Here is a 22742-nt window from a genome sequence, read left to right on the forward strand (position 1 = left end):
ACAGCTCTGTGTATTGTTGATGAAGAAGATCTTACATTTTGCTGATTAAAGCATCTCCGAACTCAGAGCATTTCACTTCTTTAGCGCCGTCCATCAAACGGGCAAAGTCGTAAGTGACAACTTTCTCAGAGATGGATTTCTCCATTGCTTCTACAACAAGCTTAGCTGCCTCATTCCAGCCTAAGTGCTCAAGCATAAGGACACCTGAGAGAATAACAGAAGATGGATTTACTTTATCAAGACCTGCATATTTAGGAGCAGTTCCATGAGTCGCTTCGAAAATAGCATGTCCAGTTTCATAGTTAATATTTGCTCCAGGAGCGATTCCAATTCCGCCGACTTGCGCAGCAAGAGCATCTGAGATGTAGTCACCGTTCAGGTTCATCGTAGCAACTACGTCAAACTCGCGCGGACGTGTAAGGATCTGCTGAAGGAAGATATCAGCAATGGAATCTTTAACGATGATTTTGCCTGCATCTTCAGCTTCCTGCTGAGCCTTGTTTGCAGCGTCTTTGCCGTCTTTCTCAACGATGCGGTCATATTCAGCCCAAGTGAATACTTGATCTCCGAATTCTTTTTCAGCAAGCTCGTAGCCCCAGTTTTTGAAGGCTCCTTCTGTGTATTTCATGATGTTGCCTTTGTGAACAAGTGTTACGGACTTGCGGCCTTCTTTGATTGCATAGTTGATGGCAGCACGCACAAGACGCTGTGTGCCTTCTTCTGATACAGGCTTGATGCCGATTCCTGAAGTCTCAGGGAAACGGATTTTGTTTACACCCATTTCATTTTTAAGGAAAGCAATCAGCTTTTCAACTTCTTCAGATCCTTTTGCATACTCAATGCCGGCATAGATATCTTCTGTATTTTCACGGAAGATCACCATGTCTGTATCTTCAGGGCGTTTGATTGGAGACGGAACACCGTTGAAGTAGCGTACTGGACGCAGGCATGTGAAAAGATCAAGCTCCTGGCGAAGAGCAACGTTCAGTGAACGGATTCCGCCGCCTACAGGAGTTGTTAAAGGTCCTTTGATTGCGATGAAATACTCGCGGATCATATCAAGCGTTTCTTCAGGAAGCCACTCGCCAGTCTGATTGAATGCTTTTTCTCCTGCAAGCACTTCTTTCCAAACGATTTTCTTTTCGCCATTGTATGCTTTGTCAACAGCTGCTTCAAGTACGCGTGAAGCTGCAGCCCAGATATCAGGACCAATGCCGTCTCCTTCGATAAATGGAATAATCGGATCGTTTGGTACGTTAAGTACTCCGTCTGTAACTGTGATTTTTTGTCCTTGTGTCATTGTAGTTACCTCCTGTTATGTAAGTGAAATTTGTTTTTTGGAAAAATGCGCAGGGACAGGCAGCATCAGCGTATGCCGATACTGCCTCGTCCGCTTAAATCAGCCGCGCTGCTCGATTGGAACGTATTTTTGCATGTCAGGGCCTGTGTAATCTGCGCGAGGGCGGATCAGGCGGTTGTTTTCGTACTGCTCAAGAATGTGTGCAAGCCATCCTGATACACGGCTGACAGCAAAGATCGGCGTGAAAAGGTCATGGTCAATTCCAAGACTGTGGTACATGGATGCTGAATAGAAATCAACATTCGGCGGAATTGATTTTTCGCTGGTTACGACCTCTTCGATTTTTGTGGACATTTCAAACCATTTTGGTTCGCCTGTCAGGTTGGTGAGCTTCTCGGACATTTCTCTGAGATGCTTGGCTCTCGGATCTCCCTGGCGATATACGCGGTGTCCGAATCCCATGATTTTTTCTTTGCGGGCAAACTTTTCGTGAAGATACGCTTCGACGTTATCCACATCGCCGATTTCCTTCAGCATCTTCATAACAGCTTCGTTTGCTCCCCCGTGAAGCGGCCCTTTTAGAGCTCCGATCGCTGCAGTGATTCCGGAATAGACGTCTGACAGTGTCGCCACACAGACACGCGCTGTGAATGTAGATGCATTTAATTCATGATCTGCATGAAGAACGAGTGCCTTGTTGAAAGCCTCAACCGCAACACTGCTTGGCTCTTCGCCTGTCAGTGTATACAGGAAGTTTTCTGCTAAACTGGCATCTGCCTTCGGTTTAATAGGCTCAAGCCCCTTGCGGATACGTGCGAATGCAGCCACAATTGTAGGCAGTTTAGCCTGCAGACGGATCGCTTTGCGGTAGTTCGCTTCCGGATCCATGACATCGGCTTCGCTGTCAAACAGCCCAAGAAGGGAAACAGCTGTGCGGAGCGCCGCCATCGGATGCACTGACTTAAGGTCGTACGATTTAAAATGGCTGACAACCTCCTGCGGAATTTCCGCATTCTCTGCAAGCTCTTTTTTAATCTGTGCAAGCTCTGCATGATCAGGAAGCTTTCTGTGCCACAATAAATATACAACCTCTTCGAAACTAGCATTCTCTGCTAAATCATCGATGTTATACCCCGCATATGTAAGAGTATCATCAATAATTGAACTTACGGATGAAGTAGTAGCAACTACTCCCTCCAGACCCCGTGTTGTTGTCATGTAAATCTCTCCTTTGCAAAAATATCCCCATTGATCCGCTCTTCTCGTCAGCAATAAAAGATAGCATTCGACAAATCCATTTTTCTTCTTATTTGCCCATTCTTCCAATTATTTAAACGACCGAGCGCTTGCTCAATACTCAAGCATTTTTAAAAAGAAAATGCTTACATTTACAGCCATTATAAGAGCCACATCGAATGTTATCTTCAATTGTGACTTAAGATGAACAAGAAGGCGTAATCATACTGCCTATATCCATTATAAACAATTATCTGATTTTTGTGAACGAAAAGAATTTCCAGAAGCAAAAAATTTGTCAGAAAAATGATATTTAAGATGAATAATAGGTTTTCAAGGCGCCTTCTCGTATATTGTATCAGAATTTATTATATTAACCAAAAAATTTAACCGTTTGCATGGCCAGATAGGCAATGCCTGCCCCGATCAGCGGCCCGACTGCCACTCCCCCAAATAATGAAACGGCGAGAATGGTGCCAAATACAAGCGCTGTTGTAATGTGCGGATCATCCTGCAGCAGAGTCAAACCGTTTTTAGCAATCAGCGCCACAGCAATTCCTGCACCCAGGGCAATCCATGCGTAGGAGGATTTCATTGCTTCTGTCAGCTGCTTAAATCCGATATCTCCTGTGGCAATCGGGACGAGAACGGCAATCGTAATAACCGTAACCCCCCAATTTATTCCTTTCGACTGAATGTGCGGAAACAGCTTTTCATCCAGTCCGGTCAGTTTTACAGCAAGAAGAAAACCTACTGCAAACATTAATGACTGATTTTTGGCAAGAAATCCAACGATGAATAATATGATTAAAAATAGGACAGGTTGATTCATTTCATTCTTCCTTTCCGGATTTTTCCCCAAAAGAGAAAAGGAGGGTATTTTATTGAATGCACAACTGGCACATGCGGCCTTCAGAGCCCTTGCAGTCACAGCAATTATCATAGCTGCAGCTGCGTCCGTCTATTATGTATCCGCCCTCGCTTATCCATTTATTATAGGTTTTTTATTAGCCTCTATTATAAATCCTTTTGTCGATCTGCTTGAGAGGCGGATGGTTCGCGGCGTTGCCGTGTTTTTGTCTATTGCGTGCTTAGTCATTGTCTTTGCAGGAATGGTCACACTTCTGATTGCAGAGATTGTAGCGGGTACGACTTATTTAGCTTCGTCTGTACCTGAGCATTTTAAAACGCTTGTTGTATATATAGAAACATTTACTTTAGACCGGATTCTGCCGGTTTATGAGGACTTTGCAGCGCTGTTTAATACTCTTGATGCCTCCCAGCAAAAAACGATTCTTGCAAACATCCAGCACACCGGTGAGCAAGTCGGTTCAAACGCGGCAGAATTTCTAAAAGAAATATTAGAAAACATTCCGCTTCTGATCAGCTGGCTTCCCAATGCAGCAACTGCCGCTGTCTTTTCTCTTTTAGCCGCTTTTTTTATCAGCAAAGACTGGTACAAGTTCCAGAAATTACTTAGAAAGTATCTTCCCGTCAAAGCACGAAAAAGCGGAAGATCTGTCGCAGATGACTTAAAAAAAGCATTATTTGGTTTTATAAAGGCCCAGATTATTTTGATCAGCATTACCACTGTGACCGTCCTTATAGGGTTGCTCTTATTGAGAGTGGATTATGCAATCACGATAGCTTTGCTGATTGGCCTGGTCGATCTATTGCCGTACCTTGGCACCGGTCTTGTCTTTGTTCCCTGGATCATCTACTCTGCTTTCAGCGGCGAACTCCCCTTTGCTATTGGACTTGGCGCGCTGTATCTTATTATCTTAATGCAAAGGCAGCTGATAGAACCGAAAATTCTCTCTTCTACCATTGGTCTTGATCCGCTTGCTACCCTGCTTTCTCTGTTTGTCGGCTTTAAGCTGATTGGGTTTTTAGGCCTGATTGCAGGGCCGGTTGCTCTTGTCATTTTTAACGCCCTTCAGAACGCCGGGGTTTTTGAGGATGCATGGAAGTTTATTACAGGAACGAGCCGCGATTAGGCCAATCGCCTGTTTTTCTCCTGCATACAGATAAGAAATCCCCCGAATTTTTTCGGGGGATCTTTCTTGCCGGCAAGCTTCACCCGGCTCTATCTGATAATGGTGAACCGGTTTCGTTCAATCATTTTGCTGATCTGCTTCTGAAGAAGCGGTTTAAACATTTTCCTTGTGCCGGGTATGAGCAGCATAAAACCGGTTATATCGGTGACAAAGCCCGGTGTGAGCAAAAGAAGGCCGCCTGTAAGGATGCAGAGTCCGTCGAGTATCGAGTCTCCGGGAATGTTGCCCCTGCTCATTTCTCTCTGGACTTTTTGAATGGTTTCTATGCCTTGTTTTTTGGCCAGGAAGGCGCCTCCGACTCCTGTTGCAATGATCAGCAGAATGGTCGGAATAATTCCGAGCGTTTTGCCTGAGAACAGCAAAATGCCAATCTCAAGCGCAGGGATGATGATTAAAAAAGGCAGGATATATCTCAATGTGAAATTCACCTCGCGTTTTGGATAAAAAGGCTTGTTCATCTTCTGGAAAAGTATATGAAACACATGCAAAAAAGAGAAGGGGTCTGCCCTTCTCTTTTTCTGTATTCACTTAAAGGACGCTAGCGTGTCCTTGATAGATGGCACCGCGTGATCCGTCTACTGTGATTTCCTGTCCGTCTTTTAAGATAGCTGTTGCGTTTTCAACGCCGACAATAACAGGAATTCCAAGGCTTAAGCCTACAACTGCAGCGTGACTTGTCAAGCCGCCTTCTTCCGTAATAAGAGCAGCAGCTTTTTCAAGCGCAGGCATCATGTCGCGGTCTGTGCTTTGAGAAACCAGAATGGCTCCCTGTGTCATTTTTGCTTCTGCATCAGCAGCTGAGCTTGCCACTACAACTTTGCCGAATGCTGTTTTGCGGCCAATGCCCTGGCCTTTAGCGATAACGTCGCCGACAACATGAACTTTCATCAAGTTTGTTGTGCCTGTTTCCCCGATCGGCACACCAGCTGTGATGACAATCAGATCACCATGCTTGACTACACCTGAAAGAAGGGATTCCTGAACAGCCTGATCAAGCATTTCATCTGTTGATGAAGACTGTTCGCCGTTGCGTGAATGTACACCCCATACAAGAGCAAGCTTGCGTGAAACAGATTCACATGATGTAACCGCAACGATTGGAGCTTTAGGGCGGTATTTTGAGATCATGCGTGCAGTATGGCCGCTTTCAGTTGTTGCTACAATTGCAGCTGCCTGAAGGTTCAAGCCTGTATGTGCAACCGATTGTCCGATTGCATCTGTAATCGTCATATCAGCCTGCTCGCTGCGTTTTGCAAGGATCTGCTTGTAATCCAGCGCCTGCTCTGCACGTGAAGCGATGTTGTTCATTGTTTGAACAGCTTCAACAGGGTATGAACCGGCTGCTGTTTCACCAGAAAGCATGATTGCATCTGTTCCGTCGAAAATGGCGTTTGCAACGTCACTTGCTTCTGCGCGTGTAGGGCGCGGGTTGCGCTGCATGCTGTCAAGCATTTGAGTAGCTGTGATAACAGGCTTGCCTGCTGCGTTGCACTTTTTGATCAATTCTTTTTGAACAAGAGGCACTTCTTCTGCAGGAATTTCAACGCCAAGGTCTCCGCGCGCTACCATAAGGCCGTCTGATACTTCAAGAATTTCATCGATGTTGTCGACGCCTTCCTGGTTTTCAATTTTCGGGATGATCTGGATTTGAGATGCTCCATGTTTTTCAAGCAATTCGCGGATCTCAAGAACATCTGCTGCGCGGCGCACGAATGATGCAGCGATAAAGTCCACTCCCTGCTCAATTCCGAACACAATGTCATTTGCATCTTTTTCAGTGATTCCAGGAAGTTTTACACTTACTCCCGGCACGTTGACGCCTTTTTTATTTTTAAGTGTTCCTGTGTTAAGGATCTTTGTTCTGATTTCACTCGCCTGTTTATTGATTTCAATTACTTCAAGACCGATCAGACCGTCATCAAGAAGAATGATTGAACCTGTATGAACATCGTCGATAAGACCTTCGTAAGAAATGGAGAACTTGTCTGCTGTACCAAGAACTTCAGTCATAGAAACCGTTACTTCAGATCCTGCCACGAGTTCAATTGCTCCGTCCTGCATAGAATGCGTGCGGATTTCCGGTCCTTTCGTATCAAGAAGGATGGCAACATTCTTATTAAGCTTTGCAGCTGCTTCACGGATGTTTTTGATGCGTGCTCCGTGCTCTTCAAAATCTCCGTGGGAGAAGTTCAGGCGTGATACGTTCATGCCTGCTTCCATCAATTGTGTGAGCTTCTCTACACTTTCACTTGCAGGGCCGATCGTACAAACTATTTTCGTTTTTCTCATTCGATAAATTCCTCCTGTATATAGGTATGAAAACGATACCAGTCTGATTGGAAATCAGATGGATAATTCTTTGGAAAGCTGGTACATGTTCTGATCAATCGTATGCGGTGTGTCTAGAATTTCGAGGATATCATTGTTCGTCAGCTTGTTGCTTTGAATACCGACCGCACGTCCGCCTTTGCCTTCAAGAAGAAGTTCTACAGCGTAAGCTCCCAGACGGCTTGCAAGGACTCTGTCAAATGCTGTTGGCGATCCTCCGCGCTGAATGTGGCCAAGAACGGAGACACGTGTTTCGAGGTTTGTAGCTTCTTCGATCCTTCTTCCGAAGTCAACTCCGCTTCCAACGCCTTCAGCAACAATGATGATACTGTGCTTTTTGCCGCGGTCTGTTCCGTGCTTCAGACGGGCAAGTATATCTTCCATATCATAGTCAACTTCAGGAATCAGAATCGTTTCTGCTCCGCCTGCAAGGCCGGACCATAATGCAAGATCTCCTGCATGGCGTCCCATTACTTCAATTACATATGTACGCTCATGTGAAGTTGCTGTATCACGAATTTTGTCTATTGCATCAATCACGGTATTAAGTGCCGTGTCAAATCCGATTGTAAAATCTGTGCCTGGAATGTCATTGTCAATGGTGCCTGGAACGCCTACGCACGGGAAACCGTGTTCAGTCAGTTTTTTAGCTCCCATGTAAGAACCGTCTCCGCCGATGACTACAAGGCCTTCAATGCCGTGCTTTTTCAGCTGTTCGATGCCTTTGAGCTGGCCTTCAACTGTTTTAAACTCCGGGCAGCGGGCTGTGTAGAGCTTTGTACCCCCGCGGTGGATAATATCTCCTACCGAACCGAGTTCAAGTTTTTCTATATGGCCTGCAATTAAGCCTGAATAACCATGATAAATGCCGAACACCTCTACGTCATGATAGATCGCTTTACGTACGACAGCACGCACGGCAGCGTTCATGCCAGGTGAATCTCCTCCACTGGTTAATACGCCGATTTTTTTCATTTTTCTCACCCCAAAGTAGTATGTGATATTAAAATAACATGAAGAAATGGGCAATACAATAGACAAGAAACGACAAATGTCGAAATTTCACGTTACCTTTAAACCTTTCTCATTATACAATAAAACCGCCTGTCCTGAAGGGTTTTCAGCGAATCTTTGAAAATTAAGTCAAGTAAACGCTTCCTTTTGGGATTGTCGAATAATCTCACTCACATGAACTGGCTGTTTTTCTATGAATAACCAGATTTGGCATTCTTCATTTAAGAATTCAAGGTCTGAAAAACAGTCCTTTCAAAAAAAGAAACGTGCCGCCTTCCTTCCGAAGGCTACACGTTAATCTATTTTACCCCAATAATTTCCTCTGCAAACGAAACCTGGCCGATTCTTTTAAACTTTTCATAGCGGTGCTGAATCAGCTGCTCTCCATCGAGCTTTAAAAGCTCTTTCAGCGAATCATGAATGACCCCATTCATATTTTTTGCCTGTTCAGCAACATCCCTGTGGGCGCCGCCTTTTACTTCTTTGATGATTTGATCAATAACGCCCAGTTCTTTCAGATCCGGGGCCGTGATTTTCATCGTTTCCGCTGCCTTTTTGGCAAGTCCTGAATCTTTCCACAAAAGGGCAGCAGCTCCTTCCGGGGAAATAACCGAATAGGTTGAATTCTCAAGCATATGGATGTGGTTGCCGACTCCAAGAGCAAGCGCACCGCCGCTTCCGCCCTCGCCGATAACGATGCAGATGACCGGTACGGATAACCCTGCCATTTCAAAAAGGTTCTTTGCAATGGCTTCACTTTGGCCACGTTCTTCGGCTGCTTTTCCAGGGTATGCTCCTTTTGTATCAATCAGGCAAATGATCGGACGGCCGAACTTGTCAGCCTGATGCATCAGTCTGAGTGCCTTGCGGTAGCCTTCTGGATGAGGCATTCCGAAGTTTCTGCGGATGTTTTCTTTTGTATCTTTTCCGCGCTGATGGCCAATGACCGTTACAGGGAGCCCGTTAAACTTGGCAATTCCGCCTACGATGGCTTCATCATCCCCATAATACCGGTCACCATGAAGCTCGAAAAAGTTTGTGAAGAGCTTTTCAATATAATCAAGCGTTGTCGGACGGTTCGGATGTCTTGCAATCTGAACTCTGTCCCACGGCTGAAGATTTGTGTAAATTTCTCTCTCAAGCTTTTCAAGGCGCCCTTCAAGCTTAGAGATCTCAGCAGACAAGTCCACATCTGTACTTTCCGTAAACTGTTTCAGTTCAGAGATTTTCGCCCTCAGTTCTGTGACGGGCTTTTCAAATTCCAGTTCCCCTACCATGAAGATGCACCTCCTGAGGAATGAAGCTCAAGGATATTCGAAAGAGTATCCTTCATATCGAGACGGTGGATGACCGCATCAAGCTGACCGTGTTTTAATAGAAATTCTGCTGTCTGGAAATCTTCCGGCAGATCTTCTCTGATCGTCTGTTCAATAATCCGTCTGCCGGCAAAACCGATTAGCGCTTTCGGTTCAGCAAAATTGTAGTCTCCCAAAGAGGCAAAGCTTGCTGAAACACCGCCTGTTGTCGGGTGTGTCATTACAGAAATGATCAATCCGCCGTTATCACTGAACAGTTTCAGGGCAGAGCTCGTTTTGGCCATCTGCATAAGGCTTAAAACACCTTCCTGCATTCTGGCGCCGCCTGAAGCTGTAAAGATGATGAATGGAAGCTTTCTTTCATTCGCACGCTCAATCGCTCTCGTAATCTTTTCTCCAACGACTGACCCCATGCTTCCCATCCGGAAAGTGGCATCCATGACTGCAACAACGGTCTGATTGCCGTTAATGGCTCCCTCGCCTGTTACAACCGCTTCATTCATCTTTGTTTTCTTCCGGTCTTTTTCTACTTTTTCAAGATAGCCCGGAAAATTAAGAGGGTTTTCAGAAACCATCTCTTTATCAAACTCTTTAAATGTATGTTCATCAAATAAACTCTTAATGCGCTCTTTGGCATTCATTGTATGGTGGTGGCCGCAGTTCATGCACACGCGCAGGTTTTTATTTAATTCTTTCGTATACATAATCTTTTTACAGCTTGGACATTTTGTCATAATTCCTTCAGGCACATCGTGCTTTGCCTGATCTGAAGGAATGGATGCATATTTCTTTTTCTTTGAAAATAAATCCTTTAACAAATCGCTGCCTCCTTTTCTATGAAAATGACCGGGCAATTGCCTGACCATCATCCATTTTTTTGCAGGCTGTGAATCTGCGCCGCTGATAATAAGACCGGCAGCAGGGAAGCCTTTCCGAAAAAAGATGTTATGCCTTATCGGCACTTTCTTTATGAGCTAGAGTGTAAAAAGATTGGAATACACGATTTTCGTCCTTGGAAAGCAGTCCGTCGATGATTTCTTCATAGACGGCTTGAGGTCCGGACTCATGTTTGGGCTGAATCAGCTTTACATACTCGCTGACAACCGTCCAGATACGGTACAGCAGAAAATTATCCGACAGTTTCATAAGCTCCGTCATGAATGCTGCATGGGCCATCGTCTCCTGCTTCAGCCTGTCTCTCAGTTCTTTCAGTTCCGTCTCGCGGTCTTTTGCAAGCAGGACCTGCAGGGCATTATATTCAAGAAGCTTATTCATCTCAGTAAGATCAGAAATTGCATTTTTATCCTGAAGAATAAAGGTGCCGAGAATTTCGACAAGGTCATTGTCGCGAAAATCTTTAATAAAGGTGCCTTCCCCGCGCCTTGTTTCAATGATCCCCAGGAGCTCAAGCGCCCGAAGCGCTTCTCTGACAGAGGACCGTCCTGCCTGCAGACGTTCGGCAAGCTCGCGTTCAGATGGAATCTTATCGCCCGCAGCGAGCCCGTCTTCTTTGATGATCGACCTGATTTCGCGAAGAATTTCGATATATACTTTAGGTTTAGATGCACTCATTGTACATCACTCACTTTGTTTCAATAATCGCAAGCTGCTTCGTTTTTTCTGCAATTTCCTCAGGATCGGCTTTTATTCTGGCCACTCCGGTTTCCATTGCTGCCCTCGCAACAGCCGCAGCCACCGCAGGAGCAACTCTTGCATCAAATGGAGCCGGGATGACATAATCCGCCGTCAGCTCCTCAGTTGAAATCAGGGCAGCAATCGCTTCTACAGCCGCAATCTTCATTTGTTCATTAATGTGTGTAGCACGCACATCAAGCGCGCCGCGGAAAATGCCCGGGAAAGCAAGAACGTTGTTTACTTGATTCGGGAAATCTGAACGGCCCGTTCCGATGACCATTGCGCCCGCTTCTTTCGCTTCATGAGGCATGATTTCAGGGACAGGGTTTGCCATTGCAAAGATGATCGGATCTTTTTTCATGGATGCAATCATTTCTTTCGTCAAAGCCCCTTCTACTGAAACGCCGATAAACACGTCCGCATCTTTAATGACATCGGCCAGGCTTCCCTCTGTGCGGTCGCGGTTTGTATATTTGGCCACTTCCTCTTTTACACTGTTCATTCCATAAGAGCGGCCTTCAAAGATCGACCCTTTGGAATCGCACATGATAATATCGCGCACACCGTAGCGGTAAAGCAATTTAATGATGGCAATGCCTGCCGCACCCGCTCCGTTTGCAACCACCCTGATGCTTGACATGGATTTGCCCGCAAGCTTCAATGCGTTCACAAGACCTGCCACTGTAACGATGGCTGTGCCATGCTGGTCATCATGGAAAATCGGAATATTCGTTTCTTTTTTCAGGCGCTCTTCAATGACAAAGCAATTCGGTGCAGCAATATCCTCAAGATTCACGCCGCCGAAAGTAGGTTCGAGAAGTTTGACCGTTTCTACAATCTTGTCCACATCCGTTGTGTTTAAACAGATTGGAAACGCATCAACACCTGCGAAGCTTTTGAAAAGAACAGCTTTCCCTTCCATAACAGGAAGTGCTGCCTCCGGTCCGATATTTCCAAGCCCAAGGACAGCCGTTCCATCAGAAACAACGGCAACCATGTTGCCTTTCATTGTATAGTCGTACACTTTATTTTTATCTTCATAAATCGCTTTGCAAGGTTCAGCGACCCCTGGAGAATATGCTAAGCTCAGGTCTTTAGCATTTCTGACTGGTACTTTTGATTTCGATTCAAGCTTTCCTTTATGAACTAGATGCATATGTAATGCTTCTTCGCGCAATGACATGTTCTCACTCCTTAGGGTCTATTTGGAGGTGGTCAGACCACCTCCAGCCAATAATAAATCATAACATAATTTTAAGTATTGTAAAGTCCTGTCTTTTTGTCCGGCACCGGACCTTTGTGCTTATTCTTTGACGGCTGCATTTTTCTCCCCGAGTAAATTTCTAAGCTCTGAAAGACATGCAGCACTCGCTTCTGTGTTATATTCATCCGGCAGTCTGACGCTCTTTTTCTCTTTTTCATAATAGAGAATTACAGGCGTTGTGCCGCGGTGCTTTTTAAGAGTATTCTGCACGGTTTGAAGCTTTCCTTCCGCGAGATGCAATTCCTCAATTTTTAAAAAGAGCGTCTTTGCTCTTTTCTTCAGATCATCCACTGTTTCCGCTTCAGAAATAATCAGCTGCGTGCGGTCGCTGCGGTTTTCCATTTTGCCTGTAAGAATGACTACATTTCCCTGATCAAGCAAATTCCGGGCCTTCGTATAAACGTTCGGAAAAGCCACCGCTTCAAGATCTCCGCTTTCATCACTCAAGGCAAGAAACGCCATGACCTCGCCTTTTTTTGTCCGGATCGTGCGCATGGCAGAAATAAACACGCCGACCTTCACTTTTTTCTGACCGCCGAGAACGGCTTCACTCAGCGGAAGAACTCCCGCACGCTGAAACAGCGGCAAATGGGCTGAAGCAGGATGGCTTGAAAAATAAAAACCAAGCGACTCTTTTTCAAACTTCAGCTTTTCTTCCGTTTTGAACGGCTCAACTTCTATATATTTCGGCTTGATGCTGAATTCTTCCTCTTCTAAAAACAAATCAAATTGATTTTCATCATCCGTTGAAAAGAGGGCAGCATGTTCAATCGCAAGATCCAGGCTTGCAAGCAGAGTGGACCTCTCCATCCCAAACTCATCCATGGCTCCCGAAAAGATAAGAGACTCAACAACTCGTCTGTTCACGGTCTTCATGGATACCCTTGTGCAGAAATCAAACAGATCTGAGAACGCTTTTTTCTTTCTGGCTGCGTAGATTTCTTTTACAGCGTTGACGCCTACACTCTTAATCGCATTCAGACTAAAGCGGATGTTTCCGTTTTCGACAAGAAAAGGATATTCGCTTCTATTAATAGAAGGAGGAAGAACTGTGACTCCATGCTGCTTTGCCTCGCGAATGTACTGGGCCGTTTTTTCATCGTTGCCGATCACGCTGGTTAAAAGAGCGGCCGTAAAATAAACAGGATAGTGGGCTTTTAAATAGGCAAGCTGAAAAGAAATCATGCTGTAGGCGACAGCATGGCTGCGGTTGAATCCGTAATTTGCAAATTTGACGATCAAGTCGTAAATATGGTTTGCAGACGTCCGGTCATAGCCGTTATTCAGACAGCCCGAGACAAAGTGCTCTCTCTCCCGGTCAAGTATTTCCTTTTGTTTCTTTCCGACAGCGCGTCTTAGAAGATCCGCTTCGCCTAAAGAAAAACCGGCCATTTTAGACGCAATCTCCATGATCTGCTCCTGGTAGACGATAACGCCGTTCGTCGTTTGAAGGATGGGCAGCAGGTCCGGATGCGGGTACTCGATTTTTTCTTCCAGATGTTTTCTTCTGATGTAAAGCGGAATATTTTCCATCGGACCCGGACGGTACAGGGCATTTACAGCCACTATATCTTCAAGATCTGTCGGCTTGAGCCGTTTCAGAACGCTGCGCATCCCGTCTGATTCAAGCTGAAAGACCCCTGTTGTGTCCCCTTTGCCAAGAAGGTCGAACGTTTTATCATCCGCGTAGGAAATGCGGGCAAAATCAATCCGTTTCTTTTCATGGCGCTCGATTAAACCTGTGATCTGCTCAATCAGCGTCAAATTTCTGAGGCCGAGAAAATCCATTTTCAAAAGCCCAAGATCCTCAAGATAATCCATTGAAAACTGAGTTAAATAAATGCCGTTATGCCCCTCCTGGATCGGAACGATATCTGTAAGCGGCTGGCTGCTCAGCACCATGCCCGCTGCATGTGTGGAGGTGTGCCTCGGAAGGCCTTCAAGCTTTACGGCTGTTTCAAAAATCCTCCTGTACAAATCCGACTCATTCAGAAGCTGCTGAAGGTCTTTGGATTCTGAGAAAACCTGCTCCAAGGTGCACCCGGGCTTTGAAGGAATGAGCTTTGCAAGAACATCCGCCTCCTTGGCAGACGCCCCCATGACTCTCCCGACATCCCTGAGGGAAGCTTTCGCAGCGAGTGTTCCAAACGTCACGATTTGAGCTGCGTGCATCGCCCCGTACTTTTCTGCCACATACGAAATGATCTCATCCCTTTTAGAATCAGGAAAATCAATATCTATATCAGGCATATTTATCCGCTCTGGATTTAAGAAGCGTTCAAATAAAAGGCGGTGCTCAATGGGATCCACATCTGTGATTCTGAGGACATAGGCAACAAGTGAGCCTGCTGCAGATCCCCTTCCCGGACCCGTAAGAATTCGATTATCATGGGCATATTTCATGAAATCCCAGACAATCAGGAAATAGTCGCTGAATTTCATCTCCCTGATCACATTCAGCTCATAGTCAAGCCTTTTGTAATAGCTGTCCGGCGGATCCCCGAACCTCTCTTTGAGGCCAGACAGGCACAGGCGCTCCAAATATTCGTCAGCCGGCTGGCCGTCAGGTGAAGGATACTTCGGAAGACGGGTCTGTCCAAGTTCCATTGTGACCTGGCACATGTCTGCTATTTTCAGAGTGTTTTCAAGAGCTTCGGGACAATCCCTGAAAAGCTCTGCCATTTCAGCAGGGGATTTTAAATAGTACTGATTGGAAGGAAGGGCGAAGTCACTGTCGTCTTCAAGCTTTGCACCGTTTTTTATGGCAAGAAGGCAGTTGTGGGCAAACGCATCTTCTTTTTCGATATAGTGAACGTTGTTGGCAGCGGCGGCAGGCACCCCTGTTTTTCCGCTTAATTCTAAAATACCTTTCTGCAGTTCTTTATCTGTATGCAGGCTGTGGTTTTGGAGCGAAAGATAGAAATCACCTTCATGAAACAGTGATTTATAGAGCAAGAGCGTTTTTTCCGCTTCCTCTTTATCCCCGCTCAGGACCGCCTGTTCCACCAAGCCCTTGTCACCGGGGGTTAACCCGATAATTCCGGAGCTGTAGGATTTCATCCACCGGGATTTTATTCCTTCTGGAGATCTTGTTTGAAGAACACTGCTGATTTTGATCAGATTTCTGTATCCTTCATTGTTTTTGGCAAGCAGAACAAGGGGGTATCCCCCGCTTGCGCCCTGTTCTTCGAGCGTAACAGACGCTATTAGCCCGATAATGGGTTTGATGCCGTGTTTCATGCATGTTTTATAAAAAGCTACCGCTCCATACATCGTATGGAAGTCAGTAATCGCGAGTGATTTTGCTCCATGGGCTGCTGTTTTTTCAACAAGCCGGTCGATTCGCGCTGAACTGTTCAGCAGACTGTAGGCACTTTGAACTTGAAGGTGAACAAATGGCAATCGCATGTCCCGTCCTTTCTCTAAATCTCTTCTTTTTATTATATTCTCTATTGAAAAGTGACACAAATTGAAGCTGTCCCATCTCATACTTCCATTGTTTGTCCATATACATAGAAGAAAGGGGTGAATCGCATGGAGGTTAAAGAGGCGTTTATTCCGGCCTTTATCAACAGTTATTTCATAGCACTCGGCGTAATTCTCGGCGGATCGATTGTTGGCGGCATAGGTGCTTACTTAGCAGGTGAGCCTCCGCTGTCGACGATTTACAGTCTTGCAAACAGACTGAAAATATGGGCCCTTGTCGCTGCAATCGGGGGTACCTTTGACGCTTTTTCAAGCTTTGAAAGAGGATTTTTTGAAGGAGAGACACGTGATGTGATTAAACAGGTCCTGCTGATCATTTCAGCCATGGGCGGCGCGCAGACTGGCTGGCTCCTGATCTTATGGCTGACGCAGGAGACACCGGAATGAGAATCCCTCCATTATACAGGCGCCCATCCTGGCAGCGGCTTTTTGGAGGCATGGTGCTCGGCGCCATCATCAGCTGGTGCATCTTCCTTTATATATACGGCGAGTGGCAGGAGAAACTGGTGACAAAAATTGAAGAACAGACGTACACCATTGAAGATTTGAGTCAGACAAATAAAAGCTACTATGAGGAGATTCAGAATCTGAATAAAATCACTCAGGAAAAACTCCGGGTGCAGAAGATCAGCGTGACCTTAATGAACGGGGAACGCTATCAGTTTACATCCCTGATGACTTTTATGATTGAGGATCAGGTGAAAGAAGATGTGTCTGATGTTTTGGCAAAGGATTTGGAAAGTGTTTATAAAACGAGAAAGCTGATGAAAAAAGCGGTCGAAAACAAAGTATATAAAATCGATGACAAGCAGTACCGGGTAGAAATTGAGGAAATGTTCATATACACCACCCTCTCAATCGAGCTTAAAGTCTCATTCGCAAAATAGAAAACGGGACTAACGAACCTTGCCGCAGGAACCGAATGGTTTATTTTTAGAAATTTCAATTAATTAAACCGCACTCCTTCCTGCCTTTCGGGTAGAATGGTAATAGCAGCAAACCCAAAATCAGGAGGAATGAGGATGTATGTCTTAAACCACAAACAGATGGCCCGGGAAAAAGCGGCACGCCTTAAAGAAGGCTATTCAGCTTATGCGGAGTCAAACGAGCTTGCTTCACTGATTAAAAAAGAACTTCTTGCACAGGGACTGACCTTTCACGAAGATTCAACTGAATTCGGATACTGGTTTATCCCTGTGAAATAAGTTCATCTTTCTTGTTTATTGAAAGCTTCGGCAGATGCTTTCAAGATCTGAAAGAACCTGATCCGCTTCTTCCCAGCTTGTGACTGATGCACCTGAAGCAAGCGGATGGCCGCCGCCGCGGTATTTTTTTGCCAGTTCATTAATAACCGGACCTTTGGATCTCAGCCTTACTCTGATTTGATCTGCTTCTTCTACAAAAAAGACCCATGCCCGGAGACCTTCAATATTGCCAAGCATGCCTACCAGCTGTGAAGCCTCAGAAGCACTCACTTCAAATTGCTCCAGTATCTCTTTCGTCAGGATCATGGAAGCAGCACCCGATGACGACAGCTTGAAATTCTGCAGAACATAGCCGCTGAGCTTAGCCGCATTATATTTCGTCTTATACATCTCATCATAAATGCCTGTAAATGAAAAATCATACTCAACAAGCTCACTGGCATATCTTAATGTTTTTTTCGTCGTGCTTGGAAAAAGGAATCTGCCCGTATCGCCGACAATTCCCGCGTAAATCAGCTCTGCTGCTTTGTCAGGCAAAACAAGCCCGTCTTCTTTGCCCGCAAGATAAAATTCATAAATCATTTCACTGACTGAACTTGCGGACGTATCCACCCACAGAAGGTCTCCATATGGATCTTCATTTGGATGGTGGTCGATCTTTATAAGCTTTGCACCTGTATGATAGCGCTGATCACACACACGCTCTTGATTGGCCGTGTCGCAGACAATCACAAGTGCTCCCTCGTAGTCACTGTCTTTCACGTTGTCCATTTTATATAAAAATTCGAGTGAGGGTTCACCAAGTCCAGCTGCAAGGACGTTCTTTTCCGGAAAAGATGCCTTGATGATCTCGGTCAGTCCGCATTGTGATCCGTATGCATCCGGGTCAGGACGCACGTGGCGGTGAATGATGATCGTTTCATACTGTTTAATCTCTGACAGAATTTCCTGTTTCATATGCAGTCTCCTTTTCGAACCTGATTATAGACTAATTAAAGCATAAAACCGTCCCGGCAGAAAGCGAATCTTGTCTTTCGTTATAGCAATCCTGCGCAAGAATGATTAAAATAGAGGATGTAAGTTTACTATGGAGGTTATTCTTAATGCCTGTACTTGTCATTCTGATCGTATTTGCCTTCTCTTTTTATCTTTTCTATAAAGTGAAGTTTTACAGAACAAGAAAGCCGATGGAAAAACAGTGGCTCTCTGCAAAATCGAGCATGGCACTGGGTGTATTTGTGTTTTTGTTCGGCCTGAACCAGCTGTTCCTATTTCATTCAACGGTTTCTTTGGTCGTTGGGATTATTTTTATGGTTGTCGGACTTGCCAGCAGCTGGGCCGGCTACAAAGCCTATAAGCACTATCTTCCTCACGCTGCAAAAGAAGCAAGGGAAGGCTGAAATCGCTTGGTTTAAAAAAGCAGGCAGGGAAACTCTCGTTTTCCCTGCCTGCTTTTTTTACCTATTTTCAGTTTCTCTCAATCAGCTGCACCATCAGCATGGCTTTGCCTACTGCCACTCCGCTGCTGAATACCTCAACATCAATCTTTCCGAACTTGCGCCCGACTTCAAGGATTTTTGGATGCACTTCAAGCATGCTGTCCATCTGAACAGGCTTCATAAAGTAAATCGTGATGTTTTCAACGACAATTTCGCCTTTTTTCTGTGTGCGAAGGTACCGGTTTGTCGCTTCTGTCACGACGGTTGTAAATACACCATATGAAATCGTGCCGAGATGATTTGTCATTTGCGGGGATACTTGAAAACGGTAGACATTCGCTTTTTTTGCATCCTCAGCCGTGACAATAAACTGATTGGTCACGATGTCATCCAGCTTCTCGCCGATCTGAGGCTGCCTTTGAATCATTTGCAGCGCCTGAAGAACGTCCTGACGGCTGATCATTCCTTCCAGCCGGTTATTCTGATCGACTACAGGCAAAACCTCAATGCCTTCCCAGACCATCATTTGCGCCGCTGAGGCAACGGATGTTTTCCCAATGACCGTGATTGGATTTTTCGTCATGACTTTCTCAACAATCACACTGCGGTCATACCCCATCACGTCTTTTGAGGTGACCATACCCTGTACCCTCAGCTGGTTATCAATGACCGGAAAACGGCCGTGGCCAGTATTCACATTATGCTGATACCACTCATCTACTGTATCAGTCGTTTTCAGGCATATCGTTTTATCAAGCGTTGTGAGAATATCTTCAACCAGAACAATTTCCTTTTTGATCAGCTGATCGTAAATCGCTCTGTTAATCATGGTTGCCACAGTAAACGTATCATAGCTTGTTGAAATAATCGGAAGCTCGGCTTCATCAGCAATTCTCTTTACATGCTCGTCAGTGTCAAAACCCCCGGTAATCAGCACAGCTGCACCCGCTTCAATGGCGAGCTGATGAGCATTTGTCCGGTTCCCTACGATTAGAAGATTCCCGGCACCCGTATAGCGCATCATCGCCTCAAGCTTCATGGCGCCGATGACAAACTTGTTGAGCGTTTTATGAAGTCCCGCCCGTCCGCCCAGGACTTGTCCATCTACGATATTTACAACTTCAGCGTATGTGAGTTTTTCAATATTTTCTTTCTTTTTCTTTTCAATCCTAATGGTTCCAACACGCTCAATCGTGCTTACATAGCCTTTGTTTTCGGCTTCTTTAATCGCACGGTATGCAGTGCCTTCACTTACGTTCATATCTTTCGCGACCTGCCTGACCGAAATCTTTTCCCCGATCGGGAGGCCGTCAATATGCTGCAGTATTTGCTCATGCTTTGTCGCCAAGCTTCTTCACCCTTTTTTATCAGCCATTCTTTCTTTTTCTATTATAAGGGTGAGACCGCTTTATATCAACGCGCCGCTGCACGCTGTCTTACTTTCATCCTGCGCACTTGCGCCTGTTTTGCTTTGTGTTTTTTCGGTGCATACATCAGACCCGTTAAATTTCCGCCTGCAGCAAAGAGAGCAAACAGAATCCAGATGAGAGAAAACAGGCTTTCAAGAGGATTTGCACTTGAGATATCCAGTCTTGGCAGTGCATAAAACAGCATGGCCCCCGCCAGCAGCAAATAGACAATACGCATATTAACCAGCTCCTTTTAAAACAGCTTGGTTCATTTTATGCGCATTCATGAAAAAAATGCAGGCATTGCCTGCATTTTTGATGGTGATTATAGTTTAATAGAGTCTCCCGCTTTCATGACTTTTCCCATTTTCCCAGGGAGGCTGTCCATAAAATCCTGTGGATTCTGCTCAATTACTGGAAATGTATTGTAGTGCATTGGAACGACGGTTTTTGCCTTGATCCATTTTGCTGCTATGGCTGCATCCTCCGGCCCCATTGTAAAATTATCGCCGATCGGCAGAAACGCAAGATCAATCTCTTCCAGTTCCCCGAGAAGCTTCATATCAGAAAAAAGACCTGTGTCTCCTGCGTGATAGACTGTTTTCCCGTCATGTTTAAAGAGAATTCCCGCAGGCATACCAGTATAAACGATTTTTTCTCCCTCTTCCTCATAGCTCGAGCCGTGGAAAGCCTGAGTCAGCTTGACCGTGCCAAAATCAAATGTGTAAGATCCTCCAATGTGCATCGGATGAACGTTAAGACCCTTCCATCCCAAATATGTAGCAAGTTCAAACGGCGCCACAACAAGCGCATTATTTTTCTTTGCAAGTTCGATGGTGTCGCCAACATGATCATTGTGTCCGTGTGTAAGCAAAATCACATCCACTTTCAAATCATCCGTTTTCAGGTCCGTCTGACCGTTCCCGTTAATGAATGGGTCAATGATAATCGTGTGCTGATCCGTTTTAATCTGTACAACAGAATGGCCATGGTATGAAACGTTCATGTCTCTCACTCCCATTTAATTGATAGTTTTATCGTACTAAAAATAGAGGGGGCTGTCGAATGTGAGGGTACGGCCGAATAGGTTTGAGAGACTTCTTTTTTTGAGATGGAGGGTGTTTGGTGCCATCAAAATGGTTCCGGCTGCTCTTGAGGGTTCTTATCCTGCTGTTCAGTGCCATCAAAACGCTTACGGCTGATTTTGAGGGTTCTTATCCTGGCTTTCAGTACCATCAAAACGCTTACGCCTGATTTTGAGGGTTCTTATCCTCCTGTTCAGTGCCATCAAAACGCTTACGCCTGATTTTGAGGGTTCTTATCCTCCGGTTCAGTGCCATCAAAATGCTTACGGCTGATTTTGAGGGTTCTATTCCTGCTGTTCAGTACCACCAAAACTCTTACGGCTGATTTTGAGGGTTCTATTCCTGGCGTTCAGTACCATCAAAACTCTTACGGCTGATTTTGAGGGTTCTATTCCTGCTGTTCAGTGCCACCAAATAGGCTCCAGGCTGCTCTTGAGGGTTCTATTCCTGGCTTTCAGTGCCATCAAAATGCTTACGACCGCTTCTTGAGGGTTCTATTCCTGCTGTTCAGTGCCATCAAAATGCTTACGACCGCTTCTTGAGGGTTCTATTCCTGCTGTTCAGTGCCATCAAAATGCTTACGGCTGCTCTTGAGGGTTCTATTCCTGCTGTTCAGTGCCATCAAAACGATTGCATACAGCTCTTGAAGGCTCTACTCCCCTCGTCCTGCAAAACCTTGCTGAACCACAAAAAAAAGATACGGGCCTTTCAAGCCCGCATCCCATTTATTCACCAAGAAGAGCTCTTGCATCCGAGTAAGTTAATGAATGCGCTTCTGCGACTGCTTCGTATGTGACAAATCCCTTCAGCGTGTTAACGCCTTTTAAAAGCGGCTCATTTTCAAGGCATGCTTTTTTGTACCCTTTGTTAGCAATCTGCACCGCATATGGGACGGTCACGTTTGTCAGCGCGATTGTCGAGGTCCGCGGCACCGCTCCCGGCATATTTGCCACCGCATAATGGAGGACCCCGTGCTTTTCATACGTAGGATGATCGTGAGTCGTGATTCTGTCGGTTGTTGCAAAGATGCCTCCCTGATCGATGGCGATATCAACAATCACAGAACCGGGCGTCATGCTCTGGACCATCTCTTCTGTCACGAGCTTCGGGGCCCGTGCCCCAGGGATGAGGACCGCACCGATCACTAGATCTGACTGGGCCGCAGCGTACGCGATATTGAAAGGATTCGACATCAGCGTGGAGATTTCTTTTCCGAAAATATCATCAAGCTGGCGGAGCCGTTCCGGATTCACATCAAGCATCGTTACATCTGCCCCGAGTCCGACCGCAATTTTCGCAGCATTTGTGCCTGCTACTCCTCCGCCGATGATGGCAACTTTTCCGCGCTTGACTCCAGGAACTCCTGAAAGCAGGATTCCCTTTCCGCCTTTCGTTTTTTCTAAAAACTGTGCACCGATTTGTGAAGCCATTCTGCCGGCCACTTCACTCATTGGCGTCAGCAGCGGCAGGGACCGGTTTGGGAGCTGGACCGTTTCATACGCAATACCTGTGACCTTCCGATCGATCAAAGCGCGCGTCAGCTCAGGTTCTGCTGCAAGATGCAAATAGGTAAACAGGATGAGGTCTTCGCGGAAATACTGATATTCAGAAGGCAGCGGCTCTTTTACCTTCATCACCATTTCCATAGACCAGGCTTCTTCAGGGGAAGAAACAATTTTCGCCCCTGCTTCTGTATACTGGTGATCGGGAAAACCTGATCCTTCGCCTGCATTTTGTTCAATATAGACTTCATGTCCTGCCTGAACGAGGTGAACAACGCCGGCCGGGGTCATAGCAACACGGTTTTCATTATTTTTAACTTCCTTGGGGATGCCGATTTTCATACATCTTCCTCCTGTGCCATTACATTCCGTTTCTGCTATAAGTATTTCCTTTCTTTAGTATATGGAAACACACGAAATTTGGAAATCCATTCCTGCTAAATGTGCGCATCTGAACGTGCTCTTC

The 22742-nt window shown here is 45.6% G+C and carries 22 protein-coding genes; 6 read left to right on the forward strand and 16 right to left on the reverse strand.

Translation table 11 applies throughout. The features are described from left to right. Positions 1–31 precede the first annotated feature (31 nt). The 3 genes from icd to ACK1LH_RS15715 form a co-directional block, all read right to left on the reverse strand. A complete protein-coding gene (icd, locus tag ACK1LH_RS15705) occupies positions 32–1300 on the reverse strand; it encodes an NADP-dependent isocitrate dehydrogenase (RefSeq protein ID WP_029279157.1) in 1269 nt (422 codons plus the stop codon). Positions 1301–1399: 99 nt separating this feature from the next. Beyond that, positions 1400–2518 carry a citrate synthase gene (citZ, locus tag ACK1LH_RS15710; RefSeq protein WP_029279155.1) on the reverse strand — a complete coding sequence of 373 codons (1119 nt, stop codon included), beginning with the start codon at positions 2516–2518 and terminating at the stop codon, positions 1400–1402. 391 nt (positions 2519–2909) lie between these two features. Beyond that, positions 2910–3368, reverse strand: a complete 459-nt coding sequence (locus tag ACK1LH_RS15715; protein WP_029279153.1) for a DUF441 domain-containing protein — start codon at positions 3366–3368, stop codon at positions 2910–2912. 52 nt (positions 3369–3420) lie between these two features. Here ACK1LH_RS15715 and ytvI point away from each other — a divergent pair, with 52 nt between their 5' ends. Then, complete coding sequence (ytvI, locus tag ACK1LH_RS15720) at positions 3421–4533, forward strand: sporulation integral membrane protein YtvI (RefSeq protein WP_411333561.1); 1113 nt, start codon at positions 3421–3423, stop codon at positions 4531–4533. Between the two features lie 89 nt (positions 4534–4622). Here ytvI and ACK1LH_RS15725 read toward each other — a convergent pair whose 3' ends face one another. From ACK1LH_RS15725 to dnaE, 8 genes are all read right to left on the reverse strand, one after another. Then, complete coding sequence (locus ACK1LH_RS15725; protein WP_029279149.1) at positions 4623–5009, reverse strand: FxsA family protein; 387 nt, start codon at positions 5007–5009, stop codon at positions 4623–4625. A gap of 112 nt (positions 5010–5121) precedes the next feature. Next, complete coding sequence (gene pyk / locus ACK1LH_RS15730) at positions 5122–6882, reverse strand: pyruvate kinase (RefSeq protein WP_029279147.1); 1761 nt, start codon at positions 6880–6882, stop codon at positions 5122–5124. Positions 6883–6936: 54 nt separating this feature from the next. Beyond that, positions 6937–7896 carry a 6-phosphofructokinase gene (gene pfkA, locus ACK1LH_RS15735; protein WP_029279145.1) on the reverse strand — a complete coding sequence of 320 codons (960 nt, stop codon included), beginning with the start codon at positions 7894–7896 and terminating at the stop codon, positions 6937–6939. A gap of 338 nt (positions 7897–8234) precedes the next feature. Next, complete coding sequence (accA, locus tag ACK1LH_RS15740) at positions 8235–9212, reverse strand: acetyl-CoA carboxylase carboxyl transferase subunit alpha (RefSeq protein ID WP_029279143.1); 978 nt, start codon at positions 9210–9212, stop codon at positions 8235–8237. Then, entirely contained in the window at positions 9206–10069 is an 864-nt protein-coding gene (accD, locus tag ACK1LH_RS15745) for an acetyl-CoA carboxylase, carboxyltransferase subunit beta (RefSeq protein WP_029279141.1), read from the reverse strand. The genes accA and accD overlap by 7 nt, the downstream gene beginning before the upstream one ends. 127 nt (positions 10070–10196) lie before the next feature. Next, entirely contained in the window at positions 10197–10823 is a 627-nt protein-coding gene (locus ACK1LH_RS15750) for a FadR/GntR family transcriptional regulator (protein WP_051865422.1), read from the reverse strand. A gap of 10 nt (positions 10824–10833) precedes the next feature. Continuing rightward, positions 10834–12069 carry an NADP-dependent malic enzyme gene (locus ACK1LH_RS15755; protein WP_029566847.1) on the reverse strand — a complete coding sequence of 412 codons (1236 nt, stop codon included), beginning with the start codon at positions 12067–12069 and terminating at the stop codon, positions 10834–10836. A gap of 120 nt (positions 12070–12189) precedes the next feature. After that, positions 12190–15552 carry a DNA polymerase III subunit alpha gene (gene dnaE / locus ACK1LH_RS15760; protein ID WP_411335108.1) on the reverse strand — a complete coding sequence of 1121 codons (3363 nt, stop codon included), beginning with the start codon at positions 15550–15552 and terminating at the stop codon, positions 12190–12192. Between the two features lie 132 nt (positions 15553–15684). Between dnaE and ACK1LH_RS15765 the strand changes: the two genes are divergently transcribed. The 3 genes from ACK1LH_RS15765 (at position 15685) to ACK1LH_RS15775 (ending at position 16841) form a co-directional block, all read left to right on the forward strand. After that, a complete protein-coding gene (locus tag ACK1LH_RS15765) occupies positions 15685–16023 on the forward strand; it encodes a YtrH family sporulation protein (RefSeq protein ID WP_029566849.1) in 339 nt (112 codons plus the stop codon). Beyond that, complete coding sequence (gene ytrI, locus ACK1LH_RS15770) at positions 16020–16523, forward strand: sporulation membrane protein YtrI (RefSeq protein ID WP_029566850.1); 504 nt, start codon at positions 16020–16022, stop codon at positions 16521–16523. The genes ACK1LH_RS15765 and ytrI overlap by 4 nt, the downstream gene beginning before the upstream one ends. Before the next feature lie 135 nt (positions 16524–16658). Continuing rightward, entirely contained in the window at positions 16659–16841 is a 183-nt protein-coding gene (locus ACK1LH_RS15775; RefSeq protein WP_029279131.1) for a hypothetical protein, read from the forward strand. 15 nt (positions 16842–16856) lie between these two features. On the opposite strand, the gene ACK1LH_RS15780 is transcribed toward ACK1LH_RS15775, so the two are convergent. Continuing rightward, positions 16857–17798, reverse strand: coding sequence for a DHH family phosphoesterase (locus ACK1LH_RS15780; protein WP_029566851.1), 942 nt, complete (start codon positions 17796–17798; stop codon positions 16857–16859). A gap of 146 nt (positions 17799–17944) precedes the next feature. On the opposite strand from ACK1LH_RS15780, the gene ACK1LH_RS15785 reads away from it, so the two are divergent. Further along, positions 17945–18241: a YtpI family protein gene (locus ACK1LH_RS15785; protein WP_029566852.1), complete on the forward strand. Its 297-nt coding sequence runs from the start codon at positions 17945–17947 to the stop codon at positions 18239–18241. Positions 18242–18308: 67 nt separating this feature from the next. Here ACK1LH_RS15785 and ACK1LH_RS15790 read toward each other — a convergent pair whose 3' ends face one another. The 3 genes from ACK1LH_RS15790 to ACK1LH_RS15800 all read right to left on the reverse strand — a co-directional run bounded on the left by ACK1LH_RS15790 (position 18309) and on the right by ACK1LH_RS15800 (position 20695). Then, positions 18309–19628 (reverse strand): DRTGG domain-containing protein, encoded by a 1320-nt coding sequence (locus ACK1LH_RS15790; protein WP_029566853.1) that lies wholly within the window; start codon positions 19626–19628, stop codon positions 18309–18311. Between the two features lie 65 nt (positions 19629–19693). Beyond that, the gene (locus ACK1LH_RS15795) at positions 19694–19927 is read right to left on the reverse strand and encodes a hypothetical protein (protein WP_029566854.1); all 234 of its coding nucleotides are present in this window, start codon (positions 19925–19927) and stop codon (positions 19694–19696) included. An 87-nt stretch (positions 19928–20014) separates the two neighbouring features. Continuing rightward, on the reverse strand, positions 20015–20695 hold the full coding sequence (locus tag ACK1LH_RS15800) for a metal-dependent hydrolase (RefSeq protein WP_411333562.1): 681 nt from the start codon (positions 20693–20695) through the stop codon (positions 20015–20017). A gap of 119 nt (positions 20696–20814) precedes the next feature. Between ACK1LH_RS15800 and ACK1LH_RS15805 the strand changes: the two genes are divergently transcribed. Beyond that, on the forward strand, positions 20815–20943 hold the full coding sequence (locus tag ACK1LH_RS15805) for a hypothetical protein (RefSeq protein ID WP_277987831.1): 129 nt from the start codon (positions 20815–20817) through the stop codon (positions 20941–20943). Between the two features lie 556 nt (positions 20944–21499). Here the strand turns inward: ACK1LH_RS15805 and ald are convergent. Continuing rightward, positions 21500–22618: an alanine dehydrogenase gene (ald, locus tag ACK1LH_RS15810; protein ID WP_282033080.1), complete on the reverse strand. Its 1119-nt coding sequence runs from the start codon at positions 22616–22618 to the stop codon at positions 21500–21502. Between the last annotated feature and the right edge of the window lie 124 nt (positions 22619–22742).

The sequence above is a fragment of the Metabacillus indicus genome, from assembly GCF_046603695.1.
Classification (GTDB): domain Bacteria; phylum Bacillota; class Bacilli; order Bacillales; family Bacillaceae; genus Bacillus_P; species Bacillus_P indicus.